This window comes from Blautia sp. MB18-30 (genome assembly GCF_023669475.1).
Lineage (GTDB): Bacteria > Bacillota > Clostridia > Lachnospirales > Lachnospiraceae > Blautia_A > Blautia_A fusiformis.
Genome location: NZ_JAMOYY010000015.1, coordinates 42,352 through 67,410, shown reverse-complemented (window position 1 = coordinate 67,410; position 25,059 = coordinate 42,352). Strand labels below are relative to the sequence as shown.

Annotated in this window: 24 protein-coding genes and 3 pseudogenes; 21 read left to right on the top strand and 6 right to left on the bottom strand. The window is 40.1% G+C overall.

Annotated features, from left to right (window positions below):
• Window positions 1-720: 720 nt before the first annotated feature.
• The 9 genes and pseudogenes from NCY57_RS09020 (at window position 721) to NCY57_RS08980 (ending at window position 5,262) form a co-directional block, all read left to right on the top strand.
• Window positions 721-1,131 (top strand): peptide deformylase, encoded by a 411-nt coding sequence (locus NCY57_RS09020; protein ID WP_015526465.1) that lies wholly within the window; start codon window positions 721-723, stop codon window positions 1,129-1,131.
• A gap of 56 nt (window positions 1,132-1,187) precedes the next feature.
• Window positions 1,188-1,556: a VOC family protein gene (locus NCY57_RS09015; protein WP_237972457.1), complete on the top strand. Its 369-nt coding sequence runs from the start codon at window positions 1,188-1,190 to the stop codon at window positions 1,554-1,556.
• A 10-nt stretch (window positions 1,557-1,566) separates the two neighbouring features.
• Window positions 1,567-2,022, top strand: coding sequence for a YaiI/YqxD family protein (locus NCY57_RS09010; RefSeq protein ID WP_173762506.1), 456 nt, complete (start codon window positions 1,567-1,569; stop codon window positions 2,020-2,022).
• 1 nt (window position 2,023) lies between these two features.
• The gene (locus NCY57_RS09005) at window positions 2,024-2,365 is read left to right on the top strand and encodes an arsenate reductase family protein (protein ID WP_092071033.1); all 342 of its coding nucleotides are present in this window, start codon (window positions 2,024-2,026) and stop codon (window positions 2,363-2,365) included.
• 18 nt (window positions 2,366-2,383) lie between these two features.
• The gene (locus NCY57_RS09000; RefSeq protein WP_129975851.1) at window positions 2,384-2,593 is read left to right on the top strand and encodes a DHHA1 domain-containing protein; all 210 of its coding nucleotides are present in this window, start codon (window positions 2,384-2,386) and stop codon (window positions 2,591-2,593) included.
• A gap of 42 nt (window positions 2,594-2,635) precedes the next feature.
• Window positions 2,636-4,162, top strand: coding sequence for a Y-family DNA polymerase (locus NCY57_RS08995; protein ID WP_059086955.1), 1,527 nt, complete (start codon window positions 2,636-2,638; stop codon window positions 4,160-4,162).
• A 15-nt stretch (window positions 4,163-4,177) separates the two neighbouring features.
• Window positions 4,178-4,591 carry a hypothetical protein gene (locus tag NCY57_RS08990; protein WP_059086564.1) on the top strand — a complete coding sequence of 138 codons (414 nt, stop codon included), beginning with the start codon at window positions 4,178-4,180 and terminating at the stop codon, window positions 4,589-4,591.
• Between the two features lie 42 nt (window positions 4,592-4,633).
• Window positions 4,634-4,909 (top strand): annotated as a pseudogene (locus NCY57_RS17045) (MBL fold metallo-hydrolase); the annotation flags it as partial.
• On the top strand, window positions 4,906-5,262 hold the full coding sequence (locus tag NCY57_RS08980) for a VOC family protein (protein WP_250789613.1): 357 nt from the start codon (window positions 4,906-4,908) through the stop codon (window positions 5,260-5,262). The pseudogene NCY57_RS17045 and the gene NCY57_RS08980, both read left to right, overlap by 4 nt.
• Before the next feature lie 108 nt (window positions 5,263-5,370).
• Here NCY57_RS08980 and NCY57_RS08975 read toward each other — a convergent pair whose 3' ends face one another.
• The 3 genes from NCY57_RS08975 to NCY57_RS08965 all read right to left on the bottom strand — a co-directional run bounded on the left by NCY57_RS08975 (window position 5,371) and on the right by NCY57_RS08965 (window position 6,690).
• A complete protein-coding gene (locus NCY57_RS08975; RefSeq protein ID WP_022426101.1) occupies window positions 5,371-5,775 on the bottom strand; it encodes an HI0074 family nucleotidyltransferase substrate-binding subunit in 405 nt (134 codons plus the stop codon).
• Window positions 5,756-6,037 carry a nucleotidyltransferase family protein gene (locus NCY57_RS08970; RefSeq protein ID WP_092071024.1) on the bottom strand — a complete coding sequence of 94 codons (282 nt, stop codon included), beginning with the start codon at window positions 6,035-6,037 and terminating at the stop codon, window positions 5,756-5,758. The genes NCY57_RS08975 and NCY57_RS08970 overlap by 20 nt, the downstream gene beginning before the upstream one ends.
• Before the next feature lie 137 nt (window positions 6,038-6,174).
• Window positions 6,175-6,690 (bottom strand): helix-turn-helix domain-containing protein, encoded by a 516-nt coding sequence (locus tag NCY57_RS08965; RefSeq protein WP_015526458.1) that lies wholly within the window; start codon window positions 6,688-6,690, stop codon window positions 6,175-6,177.
• A gap of 421 nt (window positions 6,691-7,111) precedes the next feature.
• On the opposite strand from NCY57_RS08965, the gene NCY57_RS08960 reads away from it, so the two are divergent.
• From NCY57_RS08960 to recD2, 8 genes and pseudogenes are all read left to right on the top strand, one after another.
• Window positions 7,112-10,084 carry a DUF3427 domain-containing protein gene (locus tag NCY57_RS08960; RefSeq protein WP_250789612.1) on the top strand — a complete coding sequence of 991 codons (2,973 nt, stop codon included), beginning with the start codon at window positions 7,112-7,114 and terminating at the stop codon, window positions 10,082-10,084.
• Window positions 10,085-10,105: 21 nt separating this feature from the next.
• Window positions 10,106-10,507, top strand: a complete 402-nt coding sequence (locus NCY57_RS08955; RefSeq protein WP_250789611.1) for a (deoxy)nucleoside triphosphate pyrophosphohydrolase — start codon at window positions 10,106-10,108, stop codon at window positions 10,505-10,507.
• Window positions 10,508-10,740: 233 nt separating this feature from the next.
• On the top strand, window positions 10,741-11,187 hold the full coding sequence (locus NCY57_RS08950; protein ID WP_250789610.1) for a GNAT family N-acetyltransferase: 447 nt from the start codon (window positions 10,741-10,743) through the stop codon (window positions 11,185-11,187).
• 160 nt (window positions 11,188-11,347) lie between these two features.
• Window positions 11,348-12,160 (top strand): purine-nucleoside phosphorylase, encoded by an 813-nt coding sequence (locus NCY57_RS08945; protein WP_022427082.1) that lies wholly within the window; start codon window positions 11,348-11,350, stop codon window positions 12,158-12,160.
• A gap of 37 nt (window positions 12,161-12,197) precedes the next feature.
• Window positions 12,198-13,388: a phosphopentomutase gene (locus NCY57_RS08940; protein WP_015526454.1), complete on the top strand. Its 1,191-nt coding sequence runs from the start codon at window positions 12,198-12,200 to the stop codon at window positions 13,386-13,388.
• A 12-nt stretch (window positions 13,389-13,400) separates the two neighbouring features.
• Window positions 13,401-14,069 (top strand): annotated as a pseudogene (deoC, locus tag NCY57_RS08935) (deoxyribose-phosphate aldolase).
• A gap of 258 nt (window positions 14,070-14,327) precedes the next feature.
• A complete protein-coding gene (locus NCY57_RS08930; RefSeq protein WP_114002500.1) occupies window positions 14,328-15,020 on the top strand; it encodes an MBL fold metallo-hydrolase in 693 nt (230 codons plus the stop codon).
• Between the two features lie 122 nt (window positions 15,021-15,142).
• Window positions 15,143-17,773, top strand: coding sequence for an SF1B family DNA helicase RecD2 (gene recD2 / locus NCY57_RS08925; protein WP_250789609.1), 2,631 nt, complete (start codon window positions 15,143-15,145; stop codon window positions 17,771-17,773).
• Window positions 17,774-17,802: 29 nt separating this feature from the next.
• Here the strand turns inward: recD2 and NCY57_RS17160 are convergent.
• Window positions 17,803-17,886 (bottom strand): annotated as a pseudogene (locus NCY57_RS17160) (AsnC family transcriptional regulator); the annotation flags it as partial.
• Window positions 17,887-17,921: 35 nt separating this feature from the next.
• Between NCY57_RS17160 and NCY57_RS08915 the strand changes: the two are divergent.
• Window positions 17,922-19,277, top strand: a complete 1,356-nt coding sequence (locus tag NCY57_RS08915; RefSeq protein WP_092071000.1) for an MATE family efflux transporter — start codon at window positions 17,922-17,924, stop codon at window positions 19,275-19,277.
• Between the two features lie 233 nt (window positions 19,278-19,510).
• On the opposite strand, the gene NCY57_RS08910 is transcribed toward NCY57_RS08915, so the two are convergent.
• Window positions 19,511-20,707, bottom strand: coding sequence for an MFS transporter (locus NCY57_RS08910; protein ID WP_118368668.1), 1,197 nt, complete (start codon window positions 20,705-20,707; stop codon window positions 19,511-19,513).
• Window positions 20,708-21,014: 307 nt separating this feature from the next.
• On the opposite strand from NCY57_RS08910, the gene NCY57_RS08905 reads away from it, so the two are divergent.
• Window positions 21,015-21,902, top strand: a complete 888-nt coding sequence (locus NCY57_RS08905) for an AraC family transcriptional regulator (RefSeq protein ID WP_227573957.1) — start codon at window positions 21,015-21,017, stop codon at window positions 21,900-21,902.
• A 70-nt stretch (window positions 21,903-21,972) separates the two neighbouring features.
• Here NCY57_RS08905 and hcp read toward each other — a convergent pair whose 3' ends face one another.
• Window positions 21,973-23,547: a hydroxylamine reductase gene (gene hcp, locus NCY57_RS08900; protein WP_173739571.1), complete on the bottom strand. Its 1,575-nt coding sequence runs from the start codon at window positions 23,545-23,547 to the stop codon at window positions 21,973-21,975.
• 149 nt (window positions 23,548-23,696) lie between these two features.
• Here hcp and NCY57_RS08895 point away from each other — a divergent pair, with 149 nt between their 5' ends.
• Window positions 23,697-24,389, top strand: a complete 693-nt coding sequence (locus tag NCY57_RS08895; RefSeq protein WP_173739572.1) for a Crp/Fnr family transcriptional regulator — start codon at window positions 23,697-23,699, stop codon at window positions 24,387-24,389.
• Window positions 24,390-24,546: 157 nt separating this feature from the next.
• Complete coding sequence (locus NCY57_RS08890) at window positions 24,547-25,017, top strand: GNAT family N-acetyltransferase (protein WP_173739573.1); 471 nt, start codon at window positions 24,547-24,549, stop codon at window positions 25,015-25,017.
• The last annotated feature ends 42 nt before the right edge of the window (window positions 25,018-25,059 follow it).

The window sequence follows — 25,059 nt, the reverse complement described above, 5'->3', positions numbered from 1 at the left end:
TGTCGCTGCAGTTTTTCAGCCGACGGAAGTTTGTGAATACCAAATTCTGAGCACGTATGATGTCACGACAGGCCCGATAGACTTCACAGTGTTTCTGAATTACTTGTTGATTTTGAATTGCCAGCCTCGTTTGCTGAATCTTATTATCGGTGGCATGAATGGAAGCCTCCAAATCTGCAACGTGATTTTGGAATTCTTCGTAGTTTAGTTGGCAATTAAAGGCCTTTAATCAGCGTTTAATCTGCCATAGGACCCAATTATCCCCGCCATAGAACCAGTTGGTTGTCGGGATTTTCGCACAGCCATTTATTGTAAGATGATAACATCAAAAAAGAAGAAAAATCCAAGGAGGACTGGCAGATGAAAGGTTATAACACAAGGTCAGTATGGATAATATCAGCAGAAATAAGGTATCTGCTGTCGGAACAGAAAAAGTTTCAAAATAAATCAAAAAATATTGATGAAGTCTACCAATCAGTGTTTTTTCGTTGTATAATGTTTTTGTCGTACAAGGTCACTTTCCTTTGTAATGTTTTGGGTCAAATTCATTATACATCAGAAAGTCCTGTACGATATTTTTTTATGAAAAAGTTGTAAAGTGGTGTTAGATAATAAAATATTGGAACAATGAAAGAGGAACAGGAAATATTTGAGCGAATTGTTATGACGAGAAAGATTTCTGGTCAAGATAGATAAGAATTAGAGTACAGGAGAAAGTAAATGGTAAAACAAATAGTAAGAGATGTTTTCTTCTTAGGCCAGCCATCTGAACCGGCCACGAAAGCTGACATCCAGGTTGGAAAGGATCTGCAGGATACGCTGCAGGCGAACAGAGAACGTTGTGTTGGTATGGCGGCGAACATGATTGGTGTAAAGAAGAATATCATCATTGTGAATATGGGATTCATAAATGTTGTGATGTTCAATCCGGTGATTGTTTCAAAACGTGACATGTATGAGACAGAAGAAGGCTGTCTGTCGCTGGATGGTGTTCGTAAGACGACCAGATACCAGGAAATAGAAGTAGAGTATTATGACTTCAAATGGAAAAAACAGCGCCAGAAATTGTCAGGATGGACAGCACAGATTTGCCAGCATGAAATTGATCATTTGTCTGGAAAGATTATTTAACCGCATGCGGATTGCGAATATTCGCTTGACTCAAAGCGGATTGTGAGGTGACGGATATGCTGAAAAACGTACTGATCGTGGTGGATGATATAGAAAAATCCATAGAGTTTTATAAAGACTTATTTGGACTGCAAGTGATTCTTAAGAATGAAGGTAATGTGATCTTATCGGAGGGACTTGTTTTGCAGGATGCCGGTTTATGGGGGAAGACACTAGATGAGATTTCCACTCCATTCAATAACATGATGGAATTGTATTTCGAGGATTTTGATATAGATGGATTGCTTGCAAAATATGAATCTGGTAAGTATTTCGTCCGATATGCCACTGAACTAACAGAACTTGCAGGTGGGCAGAAGCTTGTAAGGCTGTATGATCCGAGTGGTAATCTCGTCGAGGTTCGTACGCCATTTATGTGTAATTAAAGGAGAAGATATGCAGATTTTTGTTGATGCAGATGCCTGCCCGGTAGTCGGTATTGTTGAAAAAGTTGCAAAAGAGCACAGTATTTCGGTAACGTTATTGTGTGATACCAATCATGTGTTATCTTCTGATTACAGTGAGGTGATCGTAGTTGGAGCCGGAGCAGATGCCGTGGATTATAAACTGATCAGCATTTGTCATAGGGGCGATATTGTTGTATCACAGGATTATGGAGTTGCGGCAATGGCACTTGGAAAAAATGCGTATGCGATTCATCAATCTGGGAAATGGTATACCAATGAAAATATTGACCAGATGCTTATGGAGCGGCATCTGAATAAGAAAGCACGAAGGGCATCCGGAAAGAAGCACTTAAGAGGCCCAAGAAAACGAACATCGGAGGATGATGAGCATTTTAGAGAATCCTTTGAGAAAATGATACATATGGCAATGGATAAGGAGAATTGATTTGAACGTACAGATTTTTGGAACAAAGAAGTGCAATGATACAAAGAAAGCAGAACGTTTCTTTAAGGAACGTGGGATCAAGTTTCAGTTTATTGATATGAAAGAAAAGGGCATGAGCAAGGGCGAATTCAATTCGGTTGCCCAGGTAAATGGTGGACTGGAAAATATGATCAACTGGGAGGGCAAGGACAAGGATCTGCTTGCGCTCATTAAGTACATTGCAGAGGAAGATAAACTTAAGAAGGTGCTGGAAAACCCGCAGGTGATTAAGACACCGGTAGTTCGTAATGGAAAACAATCCACTCTTGGATATCAGCCGGATATCTGGAAGGCGTGGAAGTAAGAAACAGGATGTTTTACCATGTATGAGGAAGAAGAAAATTGTTGGCGTTGTTCCTTCCAATCTGATGGAAAATGGATCAATGTAAACGAACTTCTGCAGACGTTTGGCGGAGGTGGACATGCTGCAGCAGCTGGTGTGCGTAAACGGACGAATGATGTTGAAAAATTCAGGCAGGAAATCCTTGAGCGGATTGTTATGATGAGAAAGTTTTCCGGGCAGGATAAATAAGAATTAGAAACAGAACACAGGAGAATCGGGAGGTGTAGAATGATGGAAAAGGAAAGAACCTATATTGCAATCGATCTTAAGTCATTCTATGCGTCTGTGGAATGTAAAGAACGAAATCGGGATCCTTTGACGACCAATCTTGTTGTTGCAGATAAAAGCAGAACAGAAAAGACAATTTGTCTTGCGGTATCTCCAGCTTTAAAGTGTTATGGGATACCAGGAAGGGCTCGTTTATTTGAGGTTGTTCAAAAAGTAAAAGAAGCCAACAGCGCTCGCAGGTGGAAAGTGCCGAACAGAACTTTTATCGGAGCCTCTGATGACAGCACAGAATTAGATACCAATCCGGAACTGGAGATTGATTATATTGTCGCTCCTCCCCGGATGGCTCTCTATCTGGAATACAGCACCAGAATTTATAGTATTTATCTGAAATATATTGCGCCGGAAGATATTTTTCCGTATTCGATCGACGAAGTATTTATGGATGTAACGGATTATCTGCATACTTATAATATGACAGCAAGAGAACTTGCAATGACCATGATACAGGATGTGCTGAAAACGACAGGTATAACGGCAACTGCTGGAATCGGAACGAATATGTATCTGTGTAAGATTGCGATGGATATCGTGGCGAAGCACATTAAAGCAGATAAAGATGGTGTACGAATTGCAGAACTGGATGAAATGTCATACCGAAGGAAACTCTGGGGTCACAGACCACTTACTGATTTTTGGAGAGTAGGAAAAGGATATGCAAAGAAGCTGGAAGAATACGGGCTTTATACAATGGGAGATATTGCCAGATGTTCCATCGGAAAAGAAAATGAGTTATATAATGAAGACCTGTTATATAGGTTGTTTGGTGTTAATGCAGAGTTGCTGATCGACCATGCCTGGGGATATGAGCCCTGTACCATGGAAATGGTCAAGGCTTATAAGCCGGAAACGAACAGTGTTTGTTCCGGGCAGGTACTTCATTGCCCTTATGATTTTGAAAAAGCAAAATTAGTCGTTAAAGAGATGACGGACCAGATGGTTTTGGATTTGGTGGATAAGAAGCTTGTAACGGATCAGATCGTGTTGACGGTTGGTTATGATATTGAGAATCTGAACAATGCCGACAGGAGAAAGCAGTATCATGGAGAGGTTACGATCGACCGTTATGGAAGAAGAATTCCGAAACATGCACATGGAACGACCAATCTGAAACGGCAGACTTCCTCAACCAAGATGATAACGGATGCAGTAATAGAGTTATATGACAGGATCGTTGACAGAAACCTGCTTGTCAGAAGAATCAATATCACAGCGAACAGGCTTGTGGATGAAAGTTCTGTCAAGAAAGAAGAAGTATATGAGCAGCTGGATCTTTTTACGGATTATGAGGAGCAAAGGAAAAAGCAGGAAGAGGAAGAGGCTGCGCTGGATCGCGAAAAACGTATGCAGGAAGCAATGCTCAGTATCAAAAAGAAATTTGGAAAAAACGCTGTACTGAAGGGGATGAATCTTCAGGAAGGTGCAACCGCCAGGGACAGAAATGAACAGATTGGCGGTCATAAGGCGTAAAGGAGTTGAAAGAGGATGAAAAATAATTCTTATGACGATATCATTAATTTACCGCATCCGGTCTCTAAGAATCATCCGCAAATGCCACTTCGGGATCGGGCAGCGCAATTTGCTCCTTTTGCAGCCCTGACCGGACATGATGCTGCGATAAAGGAAACGGCAAGATTAACCGATGAAAGATTGGAACTGAGCGAGGAAGCGATTGCTCAGCTGAATGAAAGAATCAATATAATCAGAAATAATATCGGTATAGAACAGAAAGTATCGATAACTTATTTTATTCCCGATGCAAAAAAAGCAGGCGGCTCCTATGTTACGTGCTCTGGTATTGTAAAAAAGATAGACGAATACGAGCATACCATCATTATGACGGATCAAACGGTTATTCCAATCGAGCAGATAAGTGATATTAAATGTGAAGAGTGGTAAATGTGAAAATAGATGCAGAGAATATAGAATGTTTCACTAGAAAAAGCTGACAACCAGAGACTTACTTCAGCATATCATGCGGAGATCAGGAAAATCAAAGGTATGCATTTTGACGCTGCATTTGTCCCCCTAGATCCGAGACAGGGAGATCACTATGCTGATGGGATCCTGTATTTTCTTAAAAATATAGATTGCAATGTCATTTTTCCAATGCATTACTGGAATGATGCTAATGTAATTAAGCGGTTTATTACTGAATATCCGCAATATAAGTCACGCATTAAAAACACAGAATGTACAAAAGGAGAAGAATTATGAAATTTAAGATGATTCATGAAAACTACAATGTATCAGATCTGGACCGATCTATTAAATTTTACAACGAGGCCCTTGATCTGCACGAAGTGAGAAGAACGACTACCGATGATTTTATCATTGTGTATTTGAGCAACAATGTAAGTGATTTTGAGTTGGAGCTTACCTGGCTTAAAGATCATCCACAGCCATATAATCTGGGTGAATGCGAATTTCACCTGGCATTTCAGGCAGAGGATTACGAAGTAGCGCACAAAAAGCACGAAGAGATGGGATGCATTTGTTTCGAAAATGAAGCAATGGGAATCTATTTCATTGTAGATCCAGATGGCTACTGGCTTGAGATCCTGCCGTAAATTTGGTTGGAAAATCTAATAAAGCGGATGTATATTGACAATTTTAAAATCACCTTCAGGCTATAATAAACAAAATAGTCTGAAGGTGATCCTTCTACGAAACACAGTTTACTGCTTATAATATTTCGCAACATCGTTTTTGAATTTTTCAAAAAGAGGATAATAAATATTTATAATGTCCTGAAATTTCTCTGCGGCGAAAGTACCATCGTAATCATGAGACAAATGATTTCTGGATTTCAGCATTTGTAGCCAGGTGTCATCATCAATAATACCATTGGTAAATGCCTGCTGCAGAGTTTCGCGTGGAGAGCCAACTGCAAAATCAAGAATTCCCATTTTTTTGATCAGAATATCTTTCATAACTTTCCAGGAGATGTCGAAAGTAAGACTGAAATTGAGAACAGTTCCTTCGAGAACAAAATCGGTCTTGGGGTCGGCTGTTTTGCTTTTTGCAAGATTGGAGAGACTTTTACAGAAAGTGTTATAGCGGTTAATAAATTTGTTTTCCATATTTTTTTATATCCTCCAATAAATACTCATTTTTTATACTGTCAAAGTCAAAAATATCAATTTTCCTTAGCGTTTCAATCTGCTGAAGATCATCTTCTAACTGCATTAGATTATCACAGCCGTATACTACAAAATCAATATCACTGGTGGGGGTCGCAGTGCCTGTGGCGAAGGAACCGAATAAATCAAGGCGCTTTACATTATTTTTTTTGCAAATCATGGTTACTTTTTCGATGATTTCGGAAATTGGCATTACGTTCATGATCCACTCATGTTCTCCTTTACTTGGAAAATTCTGATAAAAATATGATAGCAGTTTCTATAGATTAATTCAACTTTAAAGACACTGACTGCGGTTGGTGTTATTCTATAGCCGTAATCCTTTCGTGGCGTTATGGATTATTTTAATTTTTCTTTTTCGGCATTTAAGAGTTCAAGATTGAGCCCTTGTTCTCCAGCTGTTTTATCTACCCAAAGATTCAAAGAGTCTATGGCTAAAGAAATTTCATCAAGTTTTTTACTGATATAAGCAAAATCTTTCATTTCATCATCGCTGATCTTACCGTCACGGGCAATCTGGATCAGACGACCGGTAAGAGGATTGATTTCATTTAAACTGGCAATTGTCTCCAAAATGATATTTGACAGATCGGTCATTTCTATTTCTGGAACATAACGATAGCCGATTTCGCATTTGTGAGAGCAATAATAATTGCAAAGATCTGGTCTTTTATAGGCATCTGCCATCTGGAGGATATCATAAGGCGTAGGTTCTTGTGTTTCATATTCAAATTTTTCAATTTTTGAATCAGAGACAGCATCCATTTTTTCACTGGCTTCTGCTCTTGTAAGTCCTGCCGCTTCGCGGCAAAGCTGGTAAATTGTTTTGTTTTCCCTGGTGGATTGTTTACCCATGAGAATTTCCTCCTCGTATATCGCTAAACTTGCGGATTATTTATGTTCCAGGCCGCATGCTGAGCATGTATTTCTTATATTAATTTTATTATACATAAATTATGAACTAACAACAAGTAATAGACTTTGTAAAATTACCTATTTTATAAAGCATTTCACGGGAATTTTTTACAATTAAATAATCCATTCCAAGGAAAAGCCAGCCCAGCTATTCATTGGAAAGACCATAGAAAAGACAGGTTCAGATACACTGATTAACCTCAGTATGTCCGGAACTGTTTTTTTGTTGCTATCGTTACTTTCGGCTGCCTTTGCCACGCTTGCTTCCTGGAGATTTCAATGACAAACCCTCTCCCATAAGGTATAATAAAGCAGAGTATTTTGTTTTGCTCACCACGAAACGAGAGGGAGATCTACATTAATGGATGCGAATGTGATCAATGAATTGAAAAGCGGCTTAAATGCTGCTTATATAAATGGTTCTGTGGCAGCAAATCTGGCGTATAAGCCAGCATTTGTGTCGAATAATCCGGAAGATGGGAAGAAAGTTATTTCATCTGTGGAGGATGAATTGCTGCGCTGTGATCAGTTTCAGATTAGTGTTGCATTTATCACGATGGGTGGTGTGACACCGCTCCTGCAGACGTTAAAAGGGCTTGAGGAAAAGGGCATTAAAGGACAGATTCTTACGACCAATTATCTGAATTTCAGCGAACCGAGAGCACTTGAGAAACTCAATGGATTGAAAAACATTACGTTGAAAATGTACGACGTGGAAGCTGCTGGAAATGGTTTCCATACGAAGGGATACATTTTCAAGAAGGAAGAGATTTATCGAATCATCATCGGAAGTTCCAATATGACAAGTGCGGCGCTTACGGTTAATAAAGAGTGGAATACGAAACTGATATCCACAGAAAACGGAGAAGTCGCAGAAGAAATTGTGGAAGAATTTCATAATCTCTGGAACAGTGAGTATGCATTGTCTTACGATGATTTTTATGAAGTCTACAAAGAGCGCTACAATATCATAAAACACCAGCGGGAAATCGCGAAAAGCGAAGAAATTCCGTCGCTGGAAAAATATAGATTAAAGCCAAACTCTATGCAGGAGAGATTTATTGCGAATTTGCGAAAGATTCTGGAGCAGGGAGAAGAGCGGGCATTGCTGATCTCCGCGACGGGAACTGGAAAGACATATGCATCCGCATTTGCTATGCGTGAGCTTGGTTTCAAAAGAGTGTTATTTTTGGTTCACCGTGTAACACTTGCGAAGCAGGCTAAAAAATCTTTTGAAAAAGTCTTTGATAAGAAGGTGACAATGGGATTGGTGGGAGCAGGGTCTTATGAATATGAGAAAGATTATGTTTTTGCCACAGTAGAAACCTTGAATAGAGATACTCATTTGTTTCAGTACCAGCCGGATGCTTTTGACTGTATCATTTTGGATGAGGCTCACCATAGTTCCAACAATATTTATACAAAGGTTATTGATTATTTTAATCCGAAGTTGTTTTTAGGGATGACTGCGACACCGGATAAAAGAGATGATAATCAGGAAGGTAAAAATATATATGAGATTTTCCATTATCAGATCGCTCATGAAATCCGTTTGCAGCAGGCAATGGAAAACAATCTGCTTTGTCCATTTCATTATTTTGGCATCAGTGAGGTTGTTTCTCTGGATGACAAAACATTGCAGGCTACGAAGCTGACAGATGATGAGTTCAATCAGCTTACCAGTGATGAGAGAGTGAGGCATGTGATTGAACAGTCGGAATATTATGGCTATAGCGGTGATCGTGTAAGAGGACTTATTTTCTGTAGTCGTGTTAAGGAGTGTGAAGAATTATCGAGAAAGTTTAATGCTCTGGGATATCGTACAATTGCTCTTAGTGGTTCTGATAGCGAAGAAAAACGACAGAAGGCATTTGAGAGACTGGCAATGGATGAAGCGGATACAACGGAAGAGATGCAGCCTTTGGATTATATTTTTTCACGAGATATATTAAATGAAGGTGTGGATATTGTTGAGGTAAATCAGGTCATTATGCTTAGACCGACGCAGTCTCCGATTGTATTTATTCAGCAGTTGGGACGAGGTCTTAGAAAGGCGCCCGGAAAAGAATATGTTGTTATTTTGGATTTTATTGGAAACTATAATAATAACTTTATGATTCCGGTAGCTTTATCAGGAGATCGTTCTTATAACGCTGATGTGATCCGCAAATATGTAATCAGTGGAAATAGTACAATACCAGGTGCTTCAACGGTTCATTTTGATGAGATTTCCAAGGATAAGATATTTAAGTCTATTGACAAAATCAAGGGGATGAAAACGCTGATCAAAGAAAGCTATGTTTCTTTGAAGAATCGGTTAGGACGGGTTCCGCTTCTGTATGATTTCTATGAAAATCAGGAAATTGATCCACTGGTAATTATTAGAGAATATAAAACATATTATGCCTTTATGCAGGCAATGGAAAAGGATAAATACAAGAATGATTTAAACGAACAGGAGAAATTAACACTGGAGTATTTATCCAAAACGGTTCTCTCAGGAGTGCGTCCTGATGAACTTGCAATATTGAATCAATTGCTTTATAGAGATTATATCGGGACTGCAGATTTTATAAAAGAATATCAAAAGACCTATGGAATTGAGATCAGCATATCACAGGTTAATGAAGCAATTCAGGTGCTGCAGGGACATTTCGTGAGTAAAGAAGCAGAATATCAGAAATTTTGTCAGATTGATATTCTGGAAAATGATCAATCAGGAATGATCCGAAGATTGCAAAGTTACACAGAAAGACTTGCACATATTCATTTCTACACACAGGTGGAAGATATTATAAAAGTCGGTATTGCCAGATATAAGGATAAATATTTTTCGGGACGAATTGTGGATAGTCCGTTTGTATTATATGAAAAGTATTCCAGAAGAGATGTAAGCTTTCTTATGAATTGTGGCAAGGATTTATCTTCTATTATGTATGGTATGAAACGAATTGAAGATGATGTTTTCATCTTTATTACATATCACAAAGAAGAAAGTCAGGATGAAAAAAACTATGTAGAAGGAAAACCTGATTATGCGGATGCTTTTGAGGATGATCTGATTTTCAAATGGGATTCTCAGATTGGGAAAGGCCTGGATAGTTCTTATATGAAGGATGTACTTGAAGCACAAAGAAAGCATTTATTTGTAAAAAAATCAGATGCGGAGACAAGCTTCTACTATATGGGGCAATTTGATGTATTAGAAGCCAGAAATGCGCATAAAGAAGACAATCGTGGCCGTATGCAGCCAATTACGAAGGTCACTATGAAAATGCATCATGCAGTGCGGGAGGATTTATTAAGATATTTACAGTCAAATATTACGGCATAAATGGTTGGAGGTATGAAATACATGAAGACAATAAAAGTAGTTGCAGCGATTATCTGCGACAATATAAAAGAGAAGAATAAAATATTTGCAACAGCACGAGGCTATGGTGAATTAAAAGGAGGATGGGAATTTCCAGGCGGAAAAGTAGAACCAGGAGAAACACCACAGCAGGCGCTTGTAAGAGAAATTATGGAAGAACTGGATACGAAAATTAAGGTCGGTGAGTTGATTGATACGATAGAGTTTGATTATCCAACCTTTCACCTTTCGATGGATTGTTTTTGGGCGGAGGTTACAAAAGGCCATCTTGAACTAAAGGAAGCAGAGGCGGCAAAATGGCTTACAAAGGATCAGTTAAATAGTGTTGCCTGGTTACCGGCAGACGTCACTTTGATAGATAAAATCCGAAGGTACATGAAATAAGCTAAGATCGAGGAGAAACTTCCTGGACAAAACAATAGAATATTATAATCAAAATGCGGATATGTTTGTCCAGGGGACTCGGTTGGTAGATTTTACGGTTGTACAGGAGCGGTTCGCTAAAATGCTTCCGGTAGGTTCAAGGATATTAGATTTTGGTTGTGGTTCTGGTTGAGATTCACGATATAGCTGATTGGTTGTTACAGAGAAATCAAAGTTGGTGGAGAATATTTGTTATGATCAGAAAGATGCAGAACATAGATATTGATAGAGTCGCTGACATATGGTTAAAGACTAATTTAAAAGCACATTATTTTATTCCTGAGCAATATTGGACAAGTAATTATGAATTAGTGAAAGAAATGATGTTACAAGCGGAAGTCTATGTGTATGAAGATGATAAAATGATTCAGGGATTTGTCGGATTAAGTAACGAATACATGGAAGGTATTTTTGTTTCTGATGAAATGCAGTCATGTGGTATAGGTAAACTTTTATTAGAGTATATCAAGAATAAAAAAGTTAGATTGCGATTAAACGTATACCAGAAGAATGCCAGAGCCATCTCTTTTTACCAAAGAGAAGGGTTCGATATTCAATGCGAAGGATTCGATATTCAATGCGAAGGATTCGATGATGCTACTGGTGAAAAAGAATACACAATGTTGTGGCAACAGAAATAGAAAGCGGATTTTTGGGGAGGATTTTATATGGAGTTTAACAATAAGGTAGTGATTGTGACGGGAGGCGCGCAGGGCATTGGAAAGACCATTGCAGAGGAATTGCCTTTATGAAAAAAGCATAAATATAATGACAACACCCAAAAGAAAGGAAGAAGTAATCATGTATAAAAAATTAATGACATGCCTGGAAAGCGTAAGAAAGAAAATTGATTTCAAACCAGAAGTTGCACTGATCCTTGGATCCGGACTTGGAGATTTTGCAGATGGAATTCAGATTGAACAGACCATCGACTATACGGACATAGAGGGATTTCCGGTTTCTACTGTAAAAGGACATAAGGGACGTTTTGTGTTTGGGTATGTGGAGAAAACACCGGTTGTAATCATGCAGGGACGTGTTCATTATTATGAAGGATACGCAATGTCAGATGTTGTTCTTCCAACGCGTCTTATGGGAATGCTCGGTGCGAAAAAAATCCTTCTCACCAATGCAGCAGGAGGAGCTAATCCTTCCTATAAACCGGGAGATTTCATGATGATCACAGATCACATTACAACGGGAGTTCCAAGCCCTCTGATAGGACCGAACATGGATGAGCTGGGAACCAGATTTCCGGATATGAGTGAGGTATACAGCCGTCGTCTTCAGGATGTGATCCGCAAATGTGCAAAAGAATGTGACATCAAACTTCAGGAAGGTGTTTATGTACAGTTTACAGGACCAAATTATGAGACTCCTGCAGAAGTAAGACTTGCACAGAGATGGGGTGGAGATGCAGTTGGAATGAGCACCGCATGCGAAGCTATGGCTGCCCGACACATGGGAATGGAAATCTGTGGAATTTCCTGCATCACAAATATGGCAGCAGGAATTTCCCAAAAAGAGCTTAACCATAAAGAAGTGCAGGAAACAGCAGACCGCGTAGCGAAATCCTTCAAGGAATTAGTAACAAAAGTTGTTGTAAATATGTAAGATCCATAAGTAAGACAGCAGAAAGGAGACAAAAATTATGAAGAAATATAAGAGAATATTTACTATTGTAATAGACTCCTTTGGGGCAGGAGAAATGCCGGACGCAGCCCAGTACGGGGATGAAGGAACAGATACTATGGGACATATTTCCCAGAATGTAGATGAATTTACGATTCCAAACCTTCAGAAGCTTGGAATTGCAAATCTTCATCCGTTGAAACAGGTTGCAGCAGTGGAGCGACCAATGGGTTATTATACATTTTTAAAAGAAGCCAGTACCGGAAAAGATACTATGACAGGACACTGGGAAATGATGGGGCTTCACATCACAAAACCGTTTAAGACTTTTACAGAGACCGGATTTCCAAAAGAGCTGATCGATGAGCTTGAGAAGAGAACGGGACATAAAGTAATTGGAAACAAGAGCTCCAGCGGAACAGAGATCCTGGATGAACTGGCTGAGGAAGAAATCGCTACCGGTCATATGATCGTTTACACATCTGCTGATTCTGTATTGCAGATCTGCGGAAACGAGGAGACTTTCGGACTGGATGAATTGTATCGCTGCTGTGAGATCGCCCGTGATATCACCATGAGGGATGAGTGGAAAGTCGGACGTGTTATTGCAAGACCTTACCTTGGCAAGAAAAAAGGTGAGTTCAAACGTACCAGCAACCGCCATGATTATGCACTGAAGCCTTACGGAAAAACTGCGCTTAATGCATTGAAGGATGCAGGTTATGATGTGATCTCCGTTGGAAAGATTTTTGATATTTTTGACGGCGAGGGACTGACAGAGTCTAATAAGTCAAAAAGCTCTGTTCATGGAATGGAGCAGACAATTGACATTGCGAAAAGAGAGTTTGAGGGGCTTTGTTTTGTAAATCTTGTAGATTTCGATGCTCTTTGGGGACATCGACGCAATGTAAAGGGATATGCAGAGGAACTTGAAAGATTTGATGTAAAACTTGGTGAACTTCTTGATGAGCTTCGTGAGGATGACCTTCTGATCATTACAGCTGACCACGGAAATGATCCGACGCATACAGGAACTGATCACACAAGAGAAAAAGTACCATTTTTTGCTTATTCTCCATCTATGGAGGGATACGGAAAACTGGAAGATCAGAATACTTTTGCAGTAATCGGTGCAACGATCGCAGATAATTTTGAAGTTAAGATGCCGGAGGGAACAATTGGAAGTTCTCTTCTGGATGAGCTGAAGTAAAAGGAACGTAAAATGGATAAAAAAGATATATTAAAAAAGGTGGATCACACATTACTTGGATAGACTGCAACATGGGATGATATTCGAGGAATCCTGGATGATGCCATGAAATATGAGGCTGCATCTGCATGTATTCCGGCTGCTTACGTAAAACAGGCAGCGGAATATGTAGAGGGAAAACTTCCGATTTGTACAGTGATCGGTTTCCCGAACGGATATAATACAACTGCTGTAAAGGTATTTGAAACAAAAGACGCCATTGCAAATGGTGCTTCAGAAATCGATATGGTTATTAACATCGGATTTTTAAAGGATGGAAGATATGAGGAAGTAGAGAATGAGATTCGTGCGATCCATGAAGCTTGTGATGGAAGAATCCTTAAAGTTATCATTGAGACATGTCTTCTTACCGAAGAAGAGAAAATTAAAATGTGTGAGATCGTTACAAATGCAGGAGCAGAATTTATCAAAACTTCTACCGGATTTTCTACAGCGGGAGCAACTTTTGCAGATGTAGAGCTGATGAAGAAATATATTGGAAAAGATGTAAAAGTTAAGGCAGCAGGTGGAATTTCATCCTTCGATGATGCAGAAAAATTTATCAGTCTTGGCGCAGAGCGTCTTGGAACAAGCCGTCTTATTAAGATCCTGAAAAATACGGACACTGGTGCAGGATATTAACACTGTGAAAGAGGACTGTCAAAGACAGGATTATACATAAATTATGAACTAACAACAAGTAATAGAATTTGTAAAAGTATCATTTCACATTTTTCTACCAGCTGTGGATAAAGGATGGACGGAATCTAAAAAATACGATAAAATCTGCATTAGAAATGCTGTTGTCGTGAAATTTACAAACGCTCGAAAAAGGAAAAATAAACATGGCAAAGAAAGATTTGCTATCCGGTACCGGCGTTAATTTATATAGGTGATATTATGAAAATTACTTACATTAACCATAGTGGATTTTTGGTTGAGACCAGAGACTGCTACTATATTTTTGATTATTACAAGGGTGAATTACCGAATCTTGACAAGGAGAAAGAAGTGATCGTTTTTTGCAGTCACTTCCATAAGGATCATTTTAACCCACAAATTTTTGGGATCCTTGATGATATGGGAATGACTTATCAGGCAATCCTGGCGAATGATATACGAAAAAGGAATCATTTGTCGGATATGAAGATCACATATGTTTATCATGATCAAGCTTATAGTTTGGATAATGAAACCAAAGTTGATACATTGCTATCTAACGATAGTGGTGTCGCATTTATTGTCAAAACAAAGGAAGGTACCATTTATCATGCCGGTGATTTAAACGACTGGTATTGGGATGGTGGGTCGAAAGCTGATAACCAGAGACTTACTTCAGCATATCGCGCGGCGATCAGGAAAATCAAGGGTATGCATTTTGACGCTGCATTTGTTCCCTTGGATCCGAGACAGGGAGATCACTATGCTGACGGGATCCTGTATTTCCTTAAAAATGTAGATTGCAATGTCATTTTTCCAATGCATTACTGGAATGATGCCAATGTAATTAAGCGGTTTATTACTGAATATCCGCAATATAAGTCACGCATTAGAAACACAGAATGTACAAAAGGAGAAGAAATTTCATCGTAGACCCAGATGGCTACTGGCTTGAGATTCTGCCGTAAAGCGGATGTATGTTGGTGATCTTTTATGGATCAGAGCATTTTATTCTGTGGTCATTTGTAATGAATTATGAGTAGAAGGAGACGGGCATGGAGCACTTACGTTGTGTAGTTGAGAGAATTACATATCAGAATGCCGACAATGGCTACACGGTTCTGAAATGTGCGGTGAAGAATTACAGTGATCTTGTCACAGTAGTTGGCACGATGCCGGATACCCATGTTGGTTCTGTGCTGTCTCTGGAAGGTATGTGGAAGATGGATGCCAAATATGGGCGGCAGTTTTTGGTGGAGAAATTTGAGGAGACACTTCCTGCTACAGTATATGGAATCGAAAAATATCTTGGTTCCGGTCTGGTGAAGGGCGTTGGTCCAAAGTTTGCAAAAAGAATTGTGGAAAAATTCGGGAAGGATACACTGGATGTTATTGAAGAGACACCAGATGAACTGCTCAAAGTATCAGGTATAGGAAAAGTACGTGTAGACCGGATCAAAACAAGCTGGCAGGAGCAGAAAGAGATCAAGAATATCATGCTTTTTCTGCAGAGTCATGAGGTCAGCACCTCTCATGCGACAAAGATTTTCAAGACGTATGGAAGTGAGAGCATTGCGATCGTAAAGGAGAACCCATACCGGCTTGCAGATGACATCTGGGGAATTGGATTTAAGACAGCGGATTCCATTGCACAGAAGATGGGGATTGACAAAGGCAAATTTGTCCGTCTGCGCAGTGGTATTTTTTATACATTGAATAAGCTGGCAGAAGCAGGTCATTGTTATACAACAAGAGAACAGCTGACTGGAAGGGCAAAGGAACTTCTGGAAGTGGAAGAACCGGAGTTGGAGATCACCTTGGATGAGATGATCCGCACGAATGATGTGATCAGAGATGAAGCAGAAGATCGGGAAGCAATTTATCTGCCCCCATATTATTTTTCAGAAAGTGGCTGTGCAAAGCGGCTGCTTCGGTTGATGTCCTGTGGAAAGAAGAAATCTGAGGATACGGAAGAAATATTGAAGAAAGTAGCAGCTTCATCAGAAATTACTTATGACGAGATTCAGTGGCAGGCGGTAAAGACAGCGGTTTCCTCTAAGGTCATGGTGCTGACCGGTGGACCTGGAACCGGAAAGACTACAACAACTCTGGGAATTATTTCTGCATATAAGCAGGCTGGATGTCAGATCATTCTTGCTGCGCCGACTGGAAGAGCAGCAAAGAGAATGTCAGAAGCAACTGGAATGGAAGCAAAAACGATTCACCGGTTATTGGAATATAAACCTCCGGAAGGCTATCAGAAAAATGAAGAACATCCGCTGGAAGGAGATGTGCTGATACTAGATGAATGTTCCATGATCGATATTATGCTGATGTATAATCTTTTAAAAGCATTGCCGCAGCAGATGTCTCTGATTCTGGTAGGCGACATTGATCAGCTGCCAAGTGTCGGAGCGGGCAATGTTCTCAGAGATATCATTGATTCCGGATGTGTTCCGGTAGTTCGTCTGACACGGATTTTCCGTCAGGCACAGGGAAGTCGGATCATCATGAATGCACACCGGATCAATAAAGGGGAAGGCATTGATATGAGAGGTGGGAAAGATGCCGACTTTTTCTTTGCCACCAAAGAGAGTAATCAGGAAGTGGTGGATACTATCGTCCAATATTGTAAGACGAACCTGCCGAGATACTATCATGTAGATCCACTGCAGGATATTCAGGTGCTGACTCCGATGCAGAGAGGCGAATGTGGGGCAGTAAATCTGAACCAGGTGCTGCAGGAAGCCATGAATCCGTCAAAGATCTTTCTGCGGAGAGGCGGCACACAGTACCGGCTGAAGGATAAGGTGATGCAGATCCGGAATGATTACGATAAGGAAGTATTCAACGGAGATATTGGGACTATCACAAAAGTTGACGTGGAAGAACGGGAACTGACAGTTCTGTTTGATGAACGGGAAGTAGTCTATGATGTGACAGAGCTGGACGAACTGGCGCTTGCCTATGCAGTGACGATCCACAAATCCCAGGGAAGCGAATATCCAATCGTTGTCATGCCATTTACCATGAGTCATTTTGTCATGCTGCAGAGAAATCTCCTTTATACGGGTGTGACCAGGGCGAAAAAGATCCTGGTACTTGTCGGAGAGAAGAAAGCTGTGTATTATGCGATAAAAAATGAAACGACAACTGGCAGAAATACATGTCTGGCAAGACGTCTGCAGCCGGACAGCAAAGAAGCACAGGAAGTGAAGGCACAGCTTTTGAAAGAAGCAGTAGACGAGACCGCAAATGAGAACGGAAGTGACAGTAAGAAGATGATCGTCTATAAGGGCAGCATCCAGCCTTCTATGGCATGTGAGACACCGGCAGTTTATGAGGGGAATCTCTGGAAACGCCTGTCGCAGTCAAAGTTCAGAAGCAGTTTTTCCCTGAAGGCAAACGATCGGAGTTATGTATCAGAAAAGGGAATGGAGAAAGTACGTGAGCATGCCTGTGATTTTATCAGAAAGCGTCTTGCACCGGCAGAAATACCAAATGATGGAAAACAGACACCGATGAGAGGGCATCCGGTTTTTGTAGCCCAGCATGCCACAGCTACCTGTTGCAGGGGATGTCTGGAAAAATGGCATCGTATTCCGAAAGGACGGGAATTGACAGAAGCGGAACAGGAATATGTTGTAAATGTGATCATGGAATGGATCGGTCGGGAAATTCATTGAGAGAACGTCTCAGCTTTGGGGTCTGATTTCTATAGCCGTAATCCTTTAATATCTTTAATACGTGATAAGATCGTATTGCAGCTGCAGCTGATAACGCCGGGCAGTGTAGCAATAAGTGAAATTATGAAACCTGTGGAGGAATAGGATAATGTCAAAAGATGAGTATTTGATTACAGATGCGCCTCTTAAAGCGCTGACGGTTTTTGCAATGCCAATGATTTTGGGCAGCTTTTTTCAGCAAATATACAATATGGCTGACTCTATCATCGTTGGCCAATTTGTTGGTTCCTCCGCACTTGCAGCTGTCGGGGCCTGTGCAGCGCTGACCAATGTTTTTATTTGTGTGGCACTGGGGGCAGGTGTCGGTGCCGGTGTGCTGGTGAGCCGTTATTTCGGTGCCAGGAAGTATGGAAAAATGAAGACCATCGTGTCAACATCCTTGTTTAGCTTTTTAATTCTAAGTATAGTCCTTGGGGTTTTTGGATTTTGCTTTTCCCACTGGATGATGAGTGTGTTACAAACCCCTGGCGATATACTGGATGATGCAGTGTTATATCTGCGGGTCTATTTCGTGGGATTTCCTTTTCTGTTTATGTATAACATTCTTTCCAATATGTTTACTTCCATAGGCGAATCAAAAATCCCGCTGGGGCTCCTGATATTTTCGTCAATCTTAAATATTTTTATGGATCTCTGGATGGTGGCCGGACTTGGTCTCGGTGTGTTTGGTGCAGCCCTTGCGACTCTTATAGCACAGGGAATTTCTGCGGTGTTTTCACTTTTGCTTTTCCTTAGCCGGATGCGTCGATATAAAAGTCGCTTTGACTGGTTTGACAGGCAGGAGTTACATTCCATGCTTCAAATTGCTGTACCTTCGGTTCTTCAGCAGTCTACAGTGTCCATCGGTATGATGATCGTACAGGCTGTTGTAAATCCCTTCGGTACACAGGCACTTGCGGGGTATGCGGCGACGATGCGGGTAGAGAATGTTTTTTCATTGATTTTTGTTTCTATTGGCAATGCGGTTTCCCCATATGTTTCCCAGAATCTTGGTGCAAAGAAAATTGAACGGATCAAAAAAGGATATCACGCTGCACTGGTGTTAGATGTATGTTTTGCAGTTCTTGCTTTTATAGTCATTGAAACACTGCACACGCAGATTTCCTCGCTATTCCTTGGTAAAGATGGAACTGCCCTGGCCTATCAGGTATCCGAGGGTTATATGAGATGGCTTGGTTACTTCTTCATCTTTATGGGAATCAAAATGGCAACCGATGGGGTTCTTCGTGGTCTTGGGATCATGCGCCCATTCCTCATTGCAAATATGGTGAACCTGGCGATCCGCCTGTCTGTTGCATTGATCTGTGCACCGCGTTTTGGCATTGTATTTGTCTGGCTTGCTGTACCAGCCGGTTGGTTTGCGAACTTTTTAATATCCTATGTGGCTCTTCGGAGATCATGGCCGACTGATAGCAGCACGGAAGAAGGGGATTACAGTTTGTAATATCCTGGCATACAGCACAGAACGTGTGGCACGTACTGCGATCATGATGATATTAAATCTGAGTTTTGCAATGCGGGTACAGATGAAGAGGCTGGCATGCGGAAATCATGACAATTTTACCAGAAATCTTCAGGTTCCGCTCAATGCTGTATCAGGTCTATAGTATCTGGCAACAAAGTGATGATACAGCTTCCGGGTTTGCAGAGTGAAAAAATATAATTACAATCAATAAGTCAGTGCTTTGATATCTTCTTCCGATACAGCAGGAATAACATAAACAATAGAATTACTGGAAAAATAAGTCCGAATCCCATGCCGATCTTAATATTATTTCCAGCATTCTGAGTGATACGACCAACAATTCCAGGTCCAATGCTGCCACCTAAATCTCCTGCCATGGCAAGAAGAGAGAACATAGCCGTTCCACCTGTTGGAAAAGTTTTTGAGGAAATACTGATGGTTCCAGGCCACATGATTCCAACTGAAAATCCACATGCAATACAACCGATCAGTCCGATGATCGGGTTGGATGACAAAGCAGTAAGCAGATAACAGACAACGCATAATATGCCTGAACCACTCATAAACTTCATTAAATCTAACTGTTCTCCATATTTACCAAAAATTATACGGCTGATTCCCATTGTTACTGCAAACATACATGGACCTGTTAGATCTCCCAGAGCTTTTGATAATCCCAGTGCTGATTCTGCATAAGCAGATGCCCATTGAGCCATTGCAAGTTCAGAAGCTCCGGAACAGATCATCAGACATATTGCAACCCAGAAAAATGGCTTGGAAAACAGATCCTTAATTTCCATTCCAGAACCATTGTCAACCAGAGATTCGATGGGACAGGTCATGAAGTTATAAGTATTAATTGCAGGAATGATTGCCCATATTACGGCGAGCCACTTCCAACTGTCTATTCCAAATATCAGGAAAAATAAGCTGGAAATCAAAATTGTCCCAACAGCTCCCCAACAGTAAAATGAATGGAGCAGACTCATAGTTGCTTCTTTGTTTTCAAACGGACAGGCCTCGATAATAGGACTGCAAAGTACTTCTATTAAACCGCTTCCGATGGCATAAACAATAACACTACATATAATTCCAATAAAAGGATCAGGTAAAAAATCAGGTAAAAATGCCAGTCCAAGAAGACCCAATGCAGCAAATATTTCTGATGCAACAATGCACACACGATATCCGATATGATCTACGAATTTGGCACAGAACAGATCAACCAGAAGCTGTGTGAAAAAGAAGAAAGTGGATATCAGAGCAATGTTACCGAGAGAAATATGGTAGTCACTGTGAAATTTCAAAAAAAGAAGCGGTGTGAAGTTTGCCGCAATAGCCTGTGTGATAAATCCCATATAACAGGCTATTTTTGTCTTATGGTAGTTAGTTTTTTTTACAGCATTCATTTTTTATTTTCCTCTCCGAATGTTTTTAACAGTTTTATGTTCAATCTTCACATTCATCAATACTTTCACAAAAAAGTCTGTTCTGGGTGGTGCGGTTATTTCAATTTTGTCGCCCTCAATGTTGATCTCACTTTCATTCATCCATTTAAAAATCATAAGAATACCTCTTTCCTTTTTTTACTTGATTATATAGCAAATATCAGATATATACATTGAATTAAATTATAGAAATACTGTATAATATCGTAAAAAAGAAAGAACGTGATATGGGATGGATTATAATAAAATACTTACAGACGAGGAGTTCATGGAAATTAAACAGCATGGAAGCAGTGATTATCCATTCCAGTATTATTATGATAATCTGGAATTGTTTGATTTTCATTGTATTGAGTGGCACTGGCACAGAGAATTTGAGTTTTTATATGTCGAGTCCGGACAAGTTACATGCGGAATAGGAGAAAAACAGATTATATTGTCAGAAGGAGAAGCAATTTTTATTAATTCTAAAATATTGCACCGCTTTTACGCATCATCAGGTGGTATCATTCCTAACTTTGTATGTATGCCGGAATTTATTGCGCCGGAGAACAGCCTGATCTATAAAAAATATATCTTGCCAATCATTTCATCGAATATATATTTCCAGCGTTTTCAGCCTGATGAACTATGGCAAACAAAGATTATACAAACTATGATAAAAATAATGGAAATACAGAGGAATGAGAAAATAAAAGAACTTGCTACTTTGGCATTGCTGCAGGATTTATGGCTGACTTTTTATGAAAATGTAAAGTTATCTGATAAAGGAGATGTACAGACAGTGGATGAAGTTGCACAGAAAAGAGTGCAGTTGATCATGCAATATATACATGAAAACTATAATCGCAATTTGTCTCTGGATGAAATTGCTTCGCATATAGGAATCAGCAAAAGTACTGCACTTAATTTGTTCCACCGTTTTTTACATACTACACCGGTTAATTATCTGATAGGATATCGACTTCAGGCAGCTTCCTGGTTATTGAAAAATACGAATAAAAAAGTAAAAACGATCGCTTATGAAAGCGGATTTCATAACGTTGATTATTTTTGCAGATTGTTTAAAAAACGTTATCATTTAACTCCATCAGAATATCGCTGCACATGTTTAAAAGTGTTGTCGGCTGATCCGAGTCTTCAGACCTGTAAATAAAGCCGATGCAGGACTTTTGGAATCCTGTATCGGCTTTGTTGATTTTGTAAAGGCTTTGAAAAATTTACTTTTACTGGTTCATCAGTGCTTTGATATCCTCTTCCGGTGTGGTGATAGGTGCAATACCATAATTTTCAACCAGAAAGTTCAGAATATTAGGAGAAAGGAACGCCGGAAGAGAAGGACCAAGACGGATATTTTTGATACCCAGATGCAGGAGGGTTAACAGGATACAGACTGCTTTCTGTTCATACCAGGAGAGTACGAAGGAAAGCGGAAGCTCATTTACAGAACATCCAAATGCATCTGCAAGTGCCACAGCAACCTGGATCGCACCATAAGCATCATTACACTGACCCATATCCATCAGTCGTGGAAGACCACCGATCTCTCCCAGATCGAGATCATTGAAACGGAATTTTCCACATGCCAGGGTGAGAACGATACTGTCAGAAGGTGTCTGCTTTACAAATTCCGTATAATAGTTTCGACCTGGTTTGGCACCATCACAGCCGGCAACCAGGAAGAAATGGCGGATCGCACCTGATTTTACAGCCTCTACTACAGTACCTGCATGGGACAGGATGGCTGCATGACCAAAACCGGTTGTTACTTTTTTTCCGCCGTTGATACCGGAGAACATACGATCTTCTTTGTAACCGCCCAGCTCCAGTGCTTTTTCAATAAGCGGTGTGAAATCTTTCTTCTCGTCAATATGGACAGCTCCCGGGAATGCAACCACTTCTGTTGTAAATACTCTGTCAGCGTAGCTGCTTTTTGGAGGCATCAGACAGTTGGTAGTGTAGAGGATCGGGGCCGGAAGATGGTCAAACTCTTTCTGCTGATTCTGCCATGCAGTTCCGAAATTGCCTTTCAGGTGAGCGTATTTCTTTAAGCATGGATAGGCATGGGCAGGGAGCATTTCACCATGTGTATAGATATTGATTCCTTTTCCCTCAGTCTGTTCAAGTAAAAGCTGCAGATCTTTCAGGTCATGTCCGGTCACGACAATAAAAGGCCCTTTTTCTACTGTAAGTGTAACATCAGTTGGCTCTGGTGTTCCATAGGTTTCTGTATTTGCCTTATCAAGAAGTGCCATGCACTTCAGATTGATCTCTCCTGTTTTGAGTACTGTGGAAAGTAGTGCTTCTGTGCTTTCTTCATAACCGATCTTAGATAATGCCTCGCAGAAGAACTGATTCACTTCGGCATCTTCATAATTCAGAACATTTGCATGATAGGCATAGGCAGCCATTCCGCGGATACCAAAGAGAATAAGAGATTTCAAGGAGCGGATATCTTCATTGGCATTCCACAGCTGCTGAAGATCATATTCCTTTGTTCTGCAGTCAGGAGCCAGTCTTTCTTTTTCAGCTCTGACTTTTTGTATCATGTTTTCGATTGCTGCATTGTCAAAACTTACATTTGTAACTGTAGTAAACAGTCCTTCGATTATGATCTGTCCGGTTCTTTTTGAAATAGTTTCCGTGCTGTCGGCAGCTTTAGCCAGACTGATCAACGCACCTGTCAGTTCATCCTGTAATTTCGCTGTATCTGCTTTTTTTCCACAGACACCGACATTTCCGGTGCAGCCGGTACACCCGACAGTCTGTTCACACTGAAAACAAAACATTTTTTTATCCATTATTGTATTCTCCTTTTATTCTGTGATTTTTTCGAAGGATCTTTCTTATTATTTTATCCTTGACTAGTAGTATTTATCCTTGGTTTCTGTTAGGAGTATAGTATAATAATTACAACGTGTATGTTTGATTTCCAACAGGAGGATTAATTTTGAAAAAATATTTACCCATTCTAAGAACGAGCCCTTTCTTTAAAGGTCTTACTGATAATGAGATATTATCCATACTGCATTGTGTAAATGCAGCAACGATCTCCAGAAAACGGGATTCTTATATTTTCAGAGCCGGAGACTCTACCGAAGTAATGGGACTTGTGGTGGCAGGCTGTGTTCTTGTTATTCAGGAAGACCTGTGGGGACATCGGAATATTCTGTCAAAATGTCATGCAGGAGATTTTTTTGGTGAACCATATGCAGCAAGTCCGGGAGCTGTTCTGAATGTCAGTGTGGTAGCAGACGAAGATTGTGAGATTATTTTATTAAATGTTCAAAGGCTTCTGGTTTCCTGCCCAACAGTATGTGACCATCATCAGAAGCTGATCCGTAACCTGGTCGGTGTCCTGGCAAATAAGATCCTGATCCTCAACGATAAGATCACACATGTTGGCAAGCGAACGACAAGGGATAAGCTGTTGTCCTATCTGTCGTCGGTATCTATCAGACAGGCATCGTTATCCTTTGATATTCCTTTTGACCGGCAGCAGCTGGCAGATTATCTTTGCATTGACCGTGCGGCAATGTCTTCGGAGATATCAAAGCTGCAAAAAGAAGGGCATATAAAAACAAACAGAAACCATTTTGAGCTGACTGTCTGTAATGATACGGATTCAGGAATAAAAATGTGATATACATCACGGAAAACGATAAACTTTTTCATTATAATGCAAAAGGAAAGTGAGACTGCTTAAAGTGATTCTATTGTTATAAGCGTTCACATGATGGTATTATGGTGTATGTATAAAGAATCTATGAAATCAGTTATTGAAAAATAGGAGGAAAAAAATGTTCATCAGAAAAGCAGAAGAAAAAGATATTCCGAGGATTCTGGAATTGTTAGGACAGGTGCTGCAGATCCATGCAGATATAAGGCCTGATATCTTTATTCCGGGCACAACAAAATATAAGACAGACGAATTAGCAGAGCTTTTGAAAAATGAAGAAAAGCCAGTATATGTTGCAGCGGATGAGGCTGATGTTTGTGTGGGGTATGCATTTTGTCAATTAAAGGAGCAGCCTTTTTCAAACAATATGGTACCGTTTAAATCTCTTTTTATAGATGACCTGTGTGTCGATCAGGAGACACGAGGTCAGCATATTGGGGAAAGCCTGTTTGAATATGTAAAAAAAGAAGCAAAGCAGCTGGGATGCTATGAAGTGACATTGAATGTGTGGGCAGGAAATACTTCAGCAGAAAAATTTTATGAAAAAATGGGAATGCGGACAAAAGAAAGGCAGATGGAATACATATTATAAGATGTTGAATTGTTTAGGAAAAAAACAGCCGGCTAAGATACA

Coding starts and splice junctions, on each gene's coding strand:
- NCY57_RS08955 (WP_250789611.1), top strand. CDS start 10,106: ATGAAGACAATAAAAGTAGTTGCAGCGATTATCTGCGACAATATAAAA.
- NCY57_RS09015 (WP_237972457.1), top strand. CDS start 1,188: ATGCTGAAAAACGTACTGATCGTGGTGGATGATATAGAAAAATCCATA.
- NCY57_RS09010 (WP_173762506.1), top strand. CDS start 1,567: ATGCAGATTTTTGTTGATGCAGATGCCTGCCCGGTAGTCGGTATTGTT.
- NCY57_RS09000 (WP_129975851.1), top strand. CDS start 2,384: ATGTATGAGGAAGAAGAAAATTGTTGGCGTTGTTCCTTCCAATCTGAT.
- NCY57_RS08965 (WP_015526458.1), bottom strand. CDS start 6,690: ATGGGTAAACAATCCACCAGGGAAAACAAAACAATTTACCAGCTTTGC.
- NCY57_RS08940 (WP_015526454.1), top strand. CDS start 12,198: ATGAAGAAATATAAGAGAATATTTACTATTGTAATAGACTCCTTTGGG.
- recD2 (WP_250789609.1), top strand. CDS start 15,143: ATGGAGCACTTACGTTGTGTAGTTGAGAGAATTACATATCAGAATGCC.
- NCY57_RS08950 (WP_250789610.1), top strand. CDS start 10,741: ATGATCAGAAAGATGCAGAACATAGATATTGATAGAGTCGCTGACATA.
- NCY57_RS08890 (WP_173739573.1), top strand. CDS start 24,547: ATGTTCATCAGAAAAGCAGAAGAAAAAGATATTCCGAGGATTCTGGAA.
- NCY57_RS09020 (WP_015526465.1), top strand. CDS start 721: ATGGTAAAACAAATAGTAAGAGATGTTTTCTTCTTAGGCCAGCCATCT.
- NCY57_RS08930 (WP_114002500.1), top strand. CDS start 14,328: ATGAAAATTACTTACATTAACCATAGTGGATTTTTGGTTGAGACCAGA.
- NCY57_RS08910 (WP_118368668.1), bottom strand. CDS start 20,707: ATGAATGCTGTAAAAAAAACTAACTACCATAAGACAAAAATAGCCTGT.
- NCY57_RS08990 (WP_059086564.1), top strand. CDS start 4,178: ATGAAAAATAATTCTTATGACGATATCATTAATTTACCGCATCCGGTC.
- NCY57_RS08915 (WP_092071000.1), top strand. CDS start 17,922: ATGTCAAAAGATGAGTATTTGATTACAGATGCGCCTCTTAAAGCGCTG.
- NCY57_RS08945 (WP_022427082.1), top strand. CDS start 11,348: ATGTATAAAAAATTAATGACATGCCTGGAAAGCGTAAGAAAGAAAATT.
- NCY57_RS08960 (WP_250789612.1), top strand. CDS start 7,112: ATGGATGCGAATGTGATCAATGAATTGAAAAGCGGCTTAAATGCTGCT.
- NCY57_RS08970 (WP_092071024.1), bottom strand. CDS start 6,037: ATGAACGTAATGCCAATTTCCGAAATCATCGAAAAAGTAACCATGATT.
- NCY57_RS08995 (WP_059086955.1), top strand. CDS start 2,636: ATGGAAAAGGAAAGAACCTATATTGCAATCGATCTTAAGTCATTCTAT.
- NCY57_RS08980 (WP_250789613.1), top strand. CDS start 4,906: ATGAAATTTAAGATGATTCATGAAAACTACAATGTATCAGATCTGGAC.
- hcp (WP_173739571.1), bottom strand. CDS start 23,547: ATGGATAAAAAAATGTTTTGTTTTCAGTGTGAACAGACTGTCGGGTGT.
- NCY57_RS08905 (WP_227573957.1), top strand. CDS start 21,015: ATGGAAATTAAACAGCATGGAAGCAGTGATTATCCATTCCAGTATTAT.
- NCY57_RS08975 (WP_022426101.1), bottom strand. CDS start 5,775: ATGGAAAACAAATTTATTAACCGCTATAACACTTTCTGTAAAAGTCTC.